The sequence below is a fragment of the Cyclobacterium sp. SOCE241 genome, from assembly GCF_056867545.1.
The window spans coordinates 416,015-429,120 of record NZ_CP149779.1 but is presented as its reverse complement, the minus strand read 5'-3'; the positions used below and the strand labels follow the sequence as shown (position 1 = coordinate 429,120).

Annotated in this window: 12 protein-coding genes; all 12 read right to left on the bottom strand. The window is 37.2% G+C overall.

Annotation, left to right across the window (positions count from 1 at the left end; genetic code table 11):
* Positions 1-39 precede the first annotated feature (39 nt).
* Positions 40-597 (bottom strand): hypothetical protein, encoded by a 558-nt coding sequence (locus WG932_RS01995; RefSeq protein ID WP_483086759.1) that lies wholly within the window; start codon positions 595-597, stop codon positions 40-42.
* A gap of 20 nt (positions 598-617) precedes the next feature.
* Positions 618-2,003, bottom strand: coding sequence for a TonB-dependent receptor plug domain-containing protein (locus tag WG932_RS01990; RefSeq protein ID WP_483086758.1), 1,386 nt, complete (start codon positions 2,001-2,003; stop codon positions 618-620).
* Positions 1,994-2,293: a carboxypeptidase-like regulatory domain-containing protein gene (locus tag WG932_RS01985; RefSeq protein WP_483086757.1), complete on the bottom strand. Its 300-nt coding sequence runs from the start codon at positions 2,291-2,293 to the stop codon at positions 1,994-1,996. Before WG932_RS01985 ends, WG932_RS01990 begins: the two co-directional genes overlap by 10 nt.
* A 336-nt stretch (positions 2,294-2,629) precedes the next feature.
* On the bottom strand, positions 2,630-3,586 hold the full coding sequence (locus tag WG932_RS01980) for a glycoside hydrolase family protein (protein ID WP_483086756.1): 957 nt from the start codon (positions 3,584-3,586) through the stop codon (positions 2,630-2,632).
* 275 nt (positions 3,587-3,861) lie between these two features.
* On the bottom strand, positions 3,862-4,389 hold the full coding sequence (locus tag WG932_RS01975) for a hypothetical protein (RefSeq protein ID WP_149392417.1): 528 nt from the start codon (positions 4,387-4,389) through the stop codon (positions 3,862-3,864).
* Between the two features lie 19 nt (positions 4,390-4,408).
* Positions 4,409-5,695 (bottom strand): hypothetical protein, encoded by a 1,287-nt coding sequence (locus WG932_RS01970; RefSeq protein WP_014021795.1) that lies wholly within the window; start codon positions 5,693-5,695, stop codon positions 4,409-4,411.
* 19 nt (positions 5,696-5,714) lie between these two features.
* A complete protein-coding gene (locus WG932_RS01965) occupies positions 5,715-6,293 on the bottom strand; it encodes a YceI family protein (protein ID WP_339679052.1) in 579 nt (192 codons plus the stop codon).
* A 574-nt stretch (positions 6,294-6,867) separates the two neighbouring features.
* Positions 6,868-8,334, bottom strand: coding sequence for a sulfatase (locus tag WG932_RS01960; protein WP_483086755.1), 1,467 nt, complete (start codon positions 8,332-8,334; stop codon positions 6,868-6,870).
* A 117-nt stretch (positions 8,335-8,451) separates the two neighbouring features.
* Positions 8,452-9,246, bottom strand: a complete 795-nt coding sequence (locus WG932_RS01955) for a DUF1961 family protein (protein WP_483086754.1) — start codon at positions 9,244-9,246, stop codon at positions 8,452-8,454.
* A 48-nt stretch (positions 9,247-9,294) separates the two neighbouring features.
* Positions 9,295-10,941 carry an N-acyl-D-amino-acid deacylase family protein gene (locus WG932_RS01950; protein ID WP_483086753.1) on the bottom strand — a complete coding sequence of 549 codons (1,647 nt, stop codon included), beginning with the start codon at positions 10,939-10,941 and terminating at the stop codon, positions 9,295-9,297.
* 497 nt (positions 10,942-11,438) lie between these two features.
* Positions 11,439-12,896 (bottom strand): RagB/SusD family nutrient uptake outer membrane protein, encoded by a 1,458-nt coding sequence (locus WG932_RS01945; protein WP_483086752.1) that lies wholly within the window; start codon positions 12,894-12,896, stop codon positions 11,439-11,441.
* Positions 12,897-12,923: 27 nt separating this feature from the next.
* Positions 12,924-13,106, bottom strand: a complete 183-nt coding sequence (locus WG932_RS01940) for a hypothetical protein (protein ID WP_483086751.1) — start codon at positions 13,104-13,106, stop codon at positions 12,924-12,926.

The window sequence follows — 13,106 nt, the reverse complement described above, 5'->3', positions numbered from 1 at the left end:
AGGATTACATCTTTTTGTATCCAAAGGTTATCTATTCACTTAAAAATGAACCGTATAACTCATTACAGGAAACATAGAAAGTTGTGGTATTTCATCAATTTCCTTTTTAACATTATTATAGAAATAATCAATTGTCGTATTGTTATTCGTCAGATTTTGAACATCTAATTTGACCTCATGACTAAGCTTTTGTTTATTCACACGGTAACTTACAGCAATATTAAGGTAAAAGACATCATCAGCCTTATTCCCAAGGTACTGGCCTTCAATTCCCACTTGTTTTTCTTGTTTAATGGATTCTTCCAGATCAATAGAAGTATACCTTCTGCCCCCCAAAAGGGTAACTCTTGAATTAATTCCTATGGTTTTATCAATAGAATTTTTTCGCCCCACAGAAAATTCCTTTCCAAAAAGAAAATTGCCTACATAGTTTCCATTGTACCTTGAATTTTTCCACGCTCCATTTTTTGCCTTGTATTTAGAATCATAGAGGGAAGAAGTAAGCAAGAAATAATATTGATTGCTAAAATACCGCTCAAGGGTAATTTCCAAACCAATATTTTTTCCCTCACCATCATTCACTAAAGCCTTATCCACAAAATAATCATCCTGATTAATCAATGAATAGAGACTCCTACTTTATCCTCAACCGGAATATTATTCAAATGCTGATAATAGGCTTCAACCTTTAAAATCAAGTTGCTATTCAATAAATTTTCATACCCTAATACATAATGGGAAGCCTGCAACAGCTCCAAATTTTTATTGGGCATAAAATAATCACCATTGGGTTGGTAAACCAGTGCAAAATGGTTTGGTAAAGATGCCATTTTACTGTGTAAACCAAAAGCGGCATTGATATTCTGAGTTTCATCCAATTGGTATTTCAAAGCCAATCTGGGTTCCATGTATACCTTCTCATTCAAACTACTTTTGGAAAGATGGAATCCATTCACTGCAGTAAGAAACTCTGAAATTCTCCATTTCCAACTGAAATAACCCTCACTAAAATGGGCTGCGCCTTCATTCTCCTGCCCTTTCAGATATAGATTTTGGGGTATGCTGAAATAGTGATTATCTAAATCAAAGTTAGTATAAGCATACATTAATCCAACCTGAAAATTGTGCTTGGAATTAATTTTATGGTGTAAAGTGGATAATAGACGTGTTGTTTGATTATTCAATCTGGTGTTATTAAATTCTTTCAATATTTCCTCTTCATAGGGCCTTTGTTCAATCAATTTACTTCCATTAAAGCCATAAGAGACAATTGATTTTAAATAGGTATCCTTTCCCAAAGGAATAAAATGTTTGAGTCCTGTAACAGCCAGATTGCTGTATTGAGAACCTTCTTCCAATATTATTTCCTCGTCTTCCTCATCTGTAGTATTAAAGCCTATTTTACTTGCTCCTCCTAATCCAAATAAGGTGAAGATTCCAGCATTTTCTGTTGGAAAATAGAATTTAAAACTTAAATCCTGATACCGGGGTACACCACCAAAGCTTACAATTCCCATATCATCTAACAAGGATAGTGTAGAGTATCGATAATTTACCAAATAGCTGCTTTTGTTCTTTTTATTGATAGGTCCCTCTGCAGTAAAATCCAAGCCTAATACCCCTAGTGAAAAACTATATTCCTGTTTTTCATCATTGCCTTTTCGGAGTTTCATGTCAAAAATACCAGATAAAGCATTGCCATATTGAGGGGCAAAGGCACCTGAATAAAATTCTGAATTGGCTAACATCTGACTATTCAGTGCATTAATGGGGCCTCCTGTTAATCCCTCAATGGCAAAATGATTTGGGTTGGGGATCTCTATGTCCTCCAATCTCCATTGTATAAAACGAGGATTATTTCCACGCACAATAATGTCATTGTTTCCGGAACCTTCATTGATTATCCCCGCAAATGAAGACACCAAGCGGGCAGGATCACTTATGGCTCCTGCATGTCTTTTGGATTCTTCAATGGAGAGCTGTTTGGTGGAACTTATCGCCATCTCATTCGTGGACTCCCCCTCTTAAATGCCTTTATTTCCACTTGGTCCAATTGTTGAAATGATTCCTTCATCTCAATATTCAAAACAGTTTCTTTACCGGATATCAGTAAAATATTTGGTACTGTTACCCTTTCATAGCCTAAGTTGGTAACTACCAAAGTTATGCGACTTACGGCTACATTTTCAATTTTAAAATATCCATCAATGTCCGAAGTCACACCTATTAATGGATTTGAATTGTCAATGGTGATATTTGCAAATGGAACGGCCGTTTTACTATCAGTATCCACAACCCTCCCCTTATCGTTTGATTAGGGCTTTGTGCGAAAACTACATTCACTATCAAAAAAGTGGCGAAAATAAACAGGCCAAATACTCCTGGTTTCATAAGATAAATTTTTAGTGTTTACCTAATGACAACCGAATTCGTATTCCCCCTTAGTTAAAATTAAAAAATAAAGAAAGTGAACAAAGCCCATTGTCTCAGCTAAGCCATTTTCATAACATGTTTACTACGGCAAAAATACCCTTCTCTATGATTAATGGTGGTATCTTAAAAGCAGGGTCCGATCTCACTAAATTAGCTTAGCTCTATCAAATTTCCTGAATAATCTCACCTTAATTAATTAGTTATTTTTAATGCCTTTTGATGTGGCCAAGGCAATTACCCTTCCTTCGCTACCCACGGCATTGTAAAAGTGGTAAACAATGCCATTCCACTTTATCACCCATGGCTTATGCGCATATTTTTGATCGTATGGTTCTGAAGGGGCAACCAAATCTTCTCCCTCCCAATCCGTCCAGTTAATTAAATCGTAAGAACAAGCAAACCTTTCAAAAGCACCGGGTTTCCAGAATGCCCCAAAATAAAACATGACGTATAAATCATTAATTTTAGCTATTTGGGCATCCCCACAAATACCTTTTCCTCTGCTGATGACCGGCTCATTTCCAAAGCGTTTCCAAGTCAACATATCATCTGAAACTGCCATCCCAATACTCTCATAGTTTGCCGTATCTCCTTTGGCATTGTAATACATGACGAAAGGATGTCCCGTATGCTTTTCATTGTCCCTAATCACCAGGCTTTTGTATATTGTTTTGTTTTCAAACCATCGCACATCATCATCCACTGGAGACAATAAAGGCTCATTATTGGTTTCCCATTCTTTGGCCTCTGTTAATATTGTGGAGTTGGCCATTCCTATTTTTAATGTTCCTGCTTCATAGCCTTCAGAACTCCCGCCCAGATAACTCATCCAATACTGGCCCTTAAACTTTTCTACCCTATAATCTCCTCCCCATTCCGTATTGACTAAGGATACATATCCTGCCTTTTGATTGCCATCCCAGGTGTCTTGAGTGAATGACAAAATCTTGCCTTTGGATTCCCAGTTTAGCAAGTCCTCACTTTCAGCCAACCATGTTTCGTAGCCTTGGCCATCAAAAACAATATAGGTCATGTACCATACTTCATCTTGCCTAAAGATGGTTGGTGAATCAATCATTTTACTAGTATCCGGATGTTGAAAAACCACACCATATTTAAAAGGGGTTTTGATCTCTTCAAATACTTGCTCCATAACCTCATGAGAAACAATTGGACTCGGATGGGATTCTTTATGATTGCATTGAGTAAAATATAGGATAATTGCTAAGAATAACAGATTTCTCATAGAAAAGATAGGGACAAATTCAGCTTAAACTTTGATTGGTTTTGAGCATCCAAGAAGAAGGAAATTAATTTACAGTAAGAAAAATATGTAAATAAAATTACGATATTTTATAAGCTAAAACCTACTCAGTAAAGTTATTATTTAAAAATTATCTCAAACAGCATTATAATTAATCAAAAAAGCTATAAATAAAGGTTAATGGTCAAATCAATGGATTCTTCAATTTTCACCAAGCCTCCTAATCGGCTGGATGCATTGAGTCCAAGCTCTTCCATAGAAAGGTTTAGTATCCCCTGAAACTTATCATTTAAATGATGAAAGGCAACTTCTTTTAAGATGTGATCTTTACCCGCCATCTGCAAGTAGATGTCTCCATATAGTTTGTTGGGACCTCTACGTAACTTACTTACTGAAACCAAGCAATTTGGAAATACATCCGCCTTGAGGGTTTTCATAAAATCCCTATTCAGTAAAAAATTTCCACATCCAAAATCACTGATAGGAATATTAAAATCCAGTGTAGAAAATTCAGATGAGTCTAAATCAAAAAGTAGCGTATCACGTTTGTCTTGACTCTCATAGCTACATTCAAAACTTCCTATTGTAGTTCTGCCCTTAACAATGATCTCTGTTTGATCAATAACCAAAGCTTTGTTTTGAAACAACCCGGTTAAAAATAAACAACAGCCAAAAAGCAACGTGATACGCATGATTACCTTTATTAAATTTTTAAAAACCTATTACTCCCTCAATCATTAATCCATTAAAAGATCCCCCATTAAGAATATCCGTAGATGCAAAGTCCTGGTAGTTTTGATTTACATACTCTAGTTTTGCCAAAATATTTTTGGTAATGTACCAACCTCCACCAACTTGTACTCGAGAAATGCTTGGTTCAATTCCACTTTCCATTTCCCCTCCGGCCTTATTATAACGTCCGGCCAAATAGTAGTTATCCCTAGCCCCAAAGCGATAAACTGCATCTACTCCTACTTGATTCCAAGTTCTGTCTTCACTTTCATTAGATGCTTTACCTTTTGTTTGCTCAAAGTTCCCAAATAGCTCTAGGCCCCGATAGGCAATGAAGGGATTCAAGACCACTGCTGTGACGTTGTCTCGCATACCAGGGTTGAAGCGGCCGGTTCTAAAATCAGAGGATGTAGAGGCTAATGTATTGGACATTACAAGGTAATATCGTGACCCTGACCTATCTCCGGCCCATAGGGTATTGTTGATTGATCCAGCAGTGGTATATATAGAACCGGTAAGTCTTAAGCGAAGCTCATTGTCTAAGGTTTTATCATAGCCTAGTTTACCGATTAAAGATGGTTTTCTACTGTCTGGATTGGTTATCCCACCTTGAATTTCTCCACCTGTCATTGAAGCAACTGCAATGAAACCATTGTTTTGATAAATTACTTCAGCACCAATTTCGGTAGCAAATGCATCCATAATATAATTTCCCACAAATGGATTATAAAAAGCATTGCCATTGTCAGATCTCCTAAAGTGAGAATCGCCATAATTTACCTCCATATGGCCTACTTTAATGGTCACTTTCTCCATAATTTTATCAAAAGCAGGGCTATTAAGAAAGGAAAGCTTATCCAATTGCAAATACCCTCCTTTTACCCAGGTTTCAGGGTGGTGCCTAGAAGATAAATAAGTAATCAAGTTCAATCGGATTCCATCAGCTAGTGCAACATCAATATTTAGATTGGCTGTAGCAAGATTGAATCCTGAACCTATGTCCATCAACTGGTTGGTATTAATTCCATTGTCATTCAAAACTGCTGAGGCTGTATTTTCATGACTAATGGACTGAAATTGTTGAGCAAATGCTCCTCCAATTCTTACTTTTACCCCATCGAAGGCTACAGTGTCTGCCTTTCCGGATTCAAATACATTGTTTCCTCGCTGATCATAGGGACGCCAATACTGCATGTCTCTTTGTTGTGCGAAGCTGGTAACAGAAAATAATATTGCTCCTGCCAGAAATAAAATGCTCTTTTTCATGATAGCAAAAATTAATATGTTAATTAATTGGATTTAGTTTCATATTGATATGGATCGTCATCTCGTCCCCTGTTTTGATCGTACCAAAAACAGCAGTAGGTGGTGTCACATTAAAATCTGTCAATTTGATGTCAGCAAGACCGGACAATATGATATTTTCACCTTCCGGTGCGATTTTAATTGAAAATGGAATTGATTTCGTTTCTCCGGCAAGTTGAAGTCTGCCGGATACCTTCCAATCATTCCCACCATCTTGGTGGGCTTCTAGCATAGAAAACGTAATTTCCGGATACTCCTCTTCTTTTAGCGCGTTGTAAGCATTTTTATCCATCTGACTTTTTCCACTTTTGAGAGATTTTACCTTCATAGAGACTTCGACCGATTGAATGGCTGTCACTTTTCCAGCTGAGCGTCTAATTGAAGCAGTCCCTGTAGCCTCTTTGGATATCATGTCCCAGTCATGAAGTGTAGAGGTACCGGATACCTTCATTTCAGGATTGGGGGCCACCTCATAGGTTTGCTGTGCAATAACCTGAACACTACGCGAGAGGAAAAGTACAAGTATGAAAAATAAGGTCAATTTTAAATTTTTGTACATATCGGTTTGGCTTAGCTTAATTGAAAATACCCTTTCGAAACAATGTAATTTGGTTGTTTGGATAGGTCAAAGGTAAACTGCAATCTTAGTGAAAACCATGATCAAAGTCATGTTTCATTATGATATAATTTGTCAATTTCTTAAATTTTACGTTTAACTTTAATCATGTGTTAGGATTCATAATTCATGACGTAATCAACAGGAAATCAATATGTTTGGAGATTGAATGATGACATCGCAAAGGTGCACTAGTCTGCTGAAAGGCAGTGTTGAAAACAGCAACAAATTGGTGGATTTTCAAATGAATTCAGAACGGAAAAGATTGGCTTTTGAATATCTCAGGTTCTGCAAAAATAAGGGCTAAAAAAGCCTATCAGTTGAAGGTTGGATACCCCACTATACCTCGCCTATGATATGCATTTAGATTTATTAATGCTACACCAAATAATATTTATAGATATAATAAATCAAATATTTTAAATTAAGTGATTTTCGAGCCTTGTAAGCATCTTATTAAGTATTAAAAAATTACAATTAGCCGGCGCTGAAAATTGTTTTTAATTTTATGGGGTTTTTATAAATCTGAACTGGCCAAATCTCTTGATTGATCTAATTTATTCCTCATTTCCCCTAAAACTTTTTCATAACTTTCTTCCCCTACCAAATTGATATTCTCTTCCGGGTCATTGAGGTGATCATATAACTCCTCATTGTTTCCTTTCGCATCTTTCCCCCAACGATTGTATCTCCATCTGTCGGTTCGCAAACTGGCTCCATCATTGTAAATGGTATACGCATAATTACCTTCCCTACCCCTACTTTCGCCTTTTAACAAAGACAGCAAACTTTTCCCTTGTAGTATGGATGGTTTCTCAGGAGACATGCCTGCAAGATCCACTAGTGTTGGATATATATCCAATAGTTCTGAAATACTTTTGGTATTACTACCGTAATTCCCTTCGAAATCGTTCCCGGGCACTGAAATAATCACCGGAACCCGAACACTACCTTCCCAAAGGCTGGATTTTGACCAACAATCATGTTCACCAAGATTATAACCATGGTCTGACATAAAAATCACAATCGTTTCTTTTCTTAGGTCTAATCTATCCAATGCTTCTAACAACCTTCCTACCTGTTCATCCATAAACCTGACACTTGCCATATAAGCACGAATGGTTTTGCGCTGCTGAAGTTCATCCATACCCCATACTTTATCATTTTGCCTCTTCAAGGCTTGGGGAGGTACATTTTGACCAATTTTAACTGTGGGGAGGTTTACCTTCTCTATAGAATATGGAGCGAAACTTTTTTCAGGTGCGATTAAGGGTACATGTGGCCTAACAAACCCCACTGCTAAGAAAAACGGCGCATCCTTTTTATCCCTTTGCTTATTGGTTCCACCCGAGGGAATTTTTCCGGCGCGATTTTCCAACACAGCTATAGCCTGACTAGCTGCCATATAATCAGTTTGGGTTCCTTCTAAACTGTCAGGAATAACCATTTGCGCGAAATTTGAACCATAATGAAGATTTTTTGGGGATAGTAGTTCCAATTTTCCCTGACTTAAAGTTTCCGGACCAAGCACATTATAAGCATAATCCCAAGAATCAGGATCATCTCCACCCACAGCTCCCCTTTCTATTCCACCAGGCACTCCCATATGAAAAATCTTAGATATTCTGGCGGTATAATATCCTCTTTCTTTGAAAAATCCCGCCATTGAGGGGTGATTAGCCAAAGCCGGAGTTTCTTTCCTGTAACTACCCAACTGATCATTATTGCGCAAAACACCGTTGGTTTCAGGGTACAAACCGCTCATAAAGGAAGCTCTGGAGGGACCACATAAGGGAAATTGACTATAAATTCTAGAAAAACTTACTCCTTCTGATGCAAGTCGATCTAGATAAGGCGTATGTTTATCGGTATTCATATAGGGCCCAATATTGGTATTTAGGTCATCGGAAATGATTAACAAGATATTGGGTTGTTGAGCATTTACGTTAAACGAAGCATTCCAAAGGAATAATAGGAGTGTCATAATTATAATTAAGACGCTATTTTTTTTAAGGGAAGATAGCAATGCTTTATTTTGAATCATTTCTTTTTGGATTTGATGTTAAAGGGCTTAAAAAACAGAATTTACGACTAATATAATTTATAAAAGCCTCCATACTTTAAAATCCTTATACCTTGCACTTCTGGTATACATATGCCTTAAGCCAATTCTACCGGCATTATATAGGGGGAAAATAGAAGCATCCCATTTACAAATCAATAAGTCTAAAGTATCCATTTTGTTTTGGATATGCATTTCAATGGTATCGTCAAATTTAAAAACATGTATGTGGTAGGTTACATTTGGTTTAAAAAGGCCAGTATTGAAATAATCTTCCGGTACATCAGTTCCTGTTAAACCATCCATTTTAGGGTGGTATCTACGCAAACGTATATAATCATTTTCAAGAGAATCTTCCTTGCCACCAAATGCTGCATAACTTATATGGTAAGTATTCATATTATTAAAATAAGTACTCATGGAGGGTACTTTTCTTTTATCATTCCACAACGAAATATCTTTAGGAAAGTCCTTATCCCCTTTTCCAGTCGCATGAAAGTAAAGGATATTAACAAAGTTAGAAGCAGTATCCGTTCTGGTATAATCGTATTCAATGCAAATATTCCCTTCAAAGGATGGTTTTGTCCACAACACTGTGTGGTGGGCATTCTCACCTTGTTCAGGTCCTGCCAGAAGTTCCATTCCCTTATTGCTGTTGACTACCTTTGCCTTTAGCCCATCTAACATCCATTTATTCTCCCAATTTTCAATTCCTGAATCTTCAAATAATATTTCGGATTTGGTCCATGAATCTTTTATTGTTTCTTTGGATTTACACCCAAAAATAGATAGGATAGAAAAAATGATGAATAAAGATGGTTGGCTGAACTTCATTGATTACTTGAATAAATTAATCTGTAGACTTATATCCGGGACCTCTAATTACTTGCCCCGGCAAGGCCCGGTATGCTCACCCTCTTTAAGTACAGGGATCCCATTAACTAAAACGTGCACCATTCCTGTAGCATATTGCATGGGCTTATCATAGGTCGCATGATCTTGTATTTTATTGGGATCAAAAATGGCAAGGTCAGCAAAATACCCTTCTTTTAAAGCTCCCCTTTTTTTGATTTTCAAATTGGTAGCCGGCAATGTTGTAAGCTTATAAACGGCTTCCTCCAAGGAAATGATCTTTTCATCACGCACATACTTCCCAAGGAGTCGTGCAAAATTCCCAAAAGCTCTAGGGTGACTTCTTGATTTAAGGAAAACCCCTTCAGGAGCATATGAAGCCGCATCTGAGCCAAAGCTCATGTAGGGCAGCGCTATTTTCTTTTTGACATTTTCTTCAGACATCATAAAATAAACCGTTCCCACCCTGCTTCCATCCTGAACAACCAAGTCCATGGCCGTTTCTATAGGAGATGTATTGCGCATGGCCGCTACTTCAGCCAGTGATTTACCCGTCAGGTACTTCAATGAATCGTTTTTAAAACCAATCAAAAGCATATCATCATAAGATGCTACACCCATCATCAAACTCTCCCACTCATTGGTTGGAGTAACCATCTCAATCTTTAATTTGTCTCTGATTTTTGGATCCGTTAATCGTTCGGCCCATTTATCATAGCCACCTTCTTGAACCCAAGGTGGCATGGAAGCATCTAGCCCAGTGGCCCCGGCAGTATAGGTATACATATTTGTGGTGATAGTAAGGCCGGCTTTCCTAGCGGAATCAATCTTTGAAACCACTGCATCTAATTTATCCCAATTGTTTTTACCGGCCATTTTCAGGTGGTAAACCTCAGCCCTAATATTGGCCTCATCAGCAATCCTGATCAACTCATCTAGACTTTCCAACAATTGATTCCCTTCACTTCGCAAGTGAGAGATGTACATACCATCATATTCAGCTGCTACTTGACAAAGTGCAATTAACTCCTCCGTACTCGAATAAAAAGCCGGAGCATAAATTAAAGAGGACCCTACCCCCATTGCACCTTCTTCCATGGCTTGCCTAACCAAAGCTTTCATTTGTTCAAGCTCTTCCTCACTAGGGGCACGGTTTTCGTACCCAACCGTATGAACCCTAAGGGTTGTTGCCCCAACGAATGAAGCCACATTGGTGGAAACTCCTTTCTTAACAAGAGCCTCAAGGTACTCACCTAAAGTAGTCCAGTTGATTGGATATTTGATATCACCCTGACTATCTTTTTTATCCTTCTTCATTTCCTCATTTAAGGGGCCCATTGAGCTTCCCTCCCCGAAAACTTCCAAGGTTACCCCTTGCTTGATATCACTTTGAGATTTACCATCTTCTATTAAAGCATCAACAGCCCAACTTAGCATATTAATAAAACCTGGGGCTACAACTAAACCGGAAGCTTCGATTTCAATCGCTCCATGGGCTCCAGTCAAATCACCAATAGCAGCAATGGAATCAGCCACTATTCCTACATCACCGGTAAAAGCAGCATTGCCGGAACCATCCACGATTTGTCCATTTTTTATTAGCACATCAAAAGTTTGGGCAGGTCTGCAACCGTATATAAGAAAGAGGCCAAACATGCCTATAAGAAGTGCTTTCATAAGATTTGGCTTTGAACTGTTTAGAGGTATTTTTATCCCTCTAAAATAACAATATTGTGTATAAAACTTAAATTAGGGTCGATTAAATGATTGGTTTTCATTAAATAAAACGATTATTTAAATTATTTACTATTCAACTGGTCGTATTCCATAATATTTCTCATCATCTCAGAAAAATAATTTTTAAAGCTGTTTTCAACAATTCTTAATATTTTAATAATTAGAATTAATGTTTCGTATCGCTAACAGTTGAGTGGTAAATTTCAATTATATTTAACCTCAATCTAGGCATACTATTTCAGAGAGCCAACTATCAAGGATTGTGATTTATTCCCGAATTATGAAGTAGGCAATCTTTTACGTGCTGAAATCCCTTCAAAATCAGCCACTTTGTTGCTGCTTTCAGTTTCACCATACAGGCGCTATGGAAATCTATAAACAACCTAATTTTCTTGCGAGTGCAACATTCATCACGAATCCTTTTACATAATCCGGGTTTAATAACCAGGATTTTGGGTAATGTTATTATTGACATCAATCGCTCGTAAAGGAATTGGGAACAATAATTTGTCTTGATTAATATCAAATCCATTCGATTGTAAAACTTCTACGGCCCTACCTGTCCTGACCAAATCAAAAAATCGATGAAATTCGAAACACAATTCTACCCTTCTCTCATGTTCAATTGCCAATGTTAGTGTATTGTATTTTTCAGGGTACCCTTCTTGGCCAAATCCCGGTAACCCCACCCTAGCTCGAACCATGTTTAAGTAGGATGGATCATTAGTTACTTCTGAATACATTAATAAAACATCTGCATACCTAATAATTTCAAAATTTTGACCAGGATACCTCCAATTAGGATCATAAAATTTCATGGTAAAAGGATACTCAATAAACTGGTCAGTATCTAAATTAAGGTATCCAGGATATATAGATATATTTTTTCTTAGCACATCATCGGCCTCAAATTCATCAGCCAAATTTTGGGTAGGGGTATTCATCCCATTCCCTCTAAAGGTTTCATTCATACCTGGCAGGTGAAAAGCCCAATGGAAAGGAGTGTATTGAGATTGATGATTGCTGTTAACTGAATTTTCACCCCCAAGATATTGAGCTTCCAAAAGGGATGCTTTAGAATTTTTAGTATCAGGAAGAAATAAGTATTCATAGTCGTCAGCATTGATGTTTCCATCATCATTGGCATCTAAAGAAAACCTCTCACTCTCAATAATTTCTTTTAATTCAATGGAAGCATTCTGATTTTCACCTAAGGTTAGGTATACTTTGGCGAGGATTGCTGAAGCGCCAAACTTAGTAACCCGTCCTACATCATTCCCCGAATAACTTTCCGGTAGATTAGTTTTAGCATATTTCAGATCACTAATTATCTGCTGGTAAACTACTTCTTTGCTTTCTCTAAGATACTCGTATCCTTCTTCAGGTTTCAATGGTTTTAAAGGTAAAGGTATGCCTCCCCAAACCCTTATCATATTAAAGAATATCAAAGAACGAACCAAAGTAGCTTCTGCTTTGAGCCTTTCCTTCAGGTCCGGATCAGTAAATGCAACATCAGCATTATCCAATTGGTAAATCGCATTGTTGCAAATAAAAATGGCATTGTAACAAGTTTCCCAGGCATTTTCAATAAGTCCATTGTTGGTCCTGATATAATAATCTGTTATCTCTTCAGAAAAGGTAGTTGAACCACCAGTAAATTCAATATAAGTATTGTCTGAACGAAGTTCTCCATACAAGTCTGCTATTCCTTGAGCATTGTATATTCTACCCAATTGTCTGTAAATATCATTCACAGCTAAAACTAACTGTTCCTCATTTTGATAAAAATTACCTTCAGTTATTTGTGTCTTTGGATAAAGGTCCAATTCGTCCTCATTACAGGAATAAAAACCCAAAACAAGAAATGAAAGGATGTATATAATTTTATTTTTCATGATTTCTAAGGATTTGGTATAAGTGAATTAAAAGCCAACGTTTACTCCCAAAGTATAAATTTTAGCAGATGGGTAGGGAGAATGAGCCACACCTCTTCTTTGAGCTTCTGCCGCACCACCATTAAAATTCTCCGGATCAAATATTGGGCTTTGTTTCACCGTCAACATGTTCATTCCATTGAAGTAAACCCTTAAAGAACCCAACTTCAT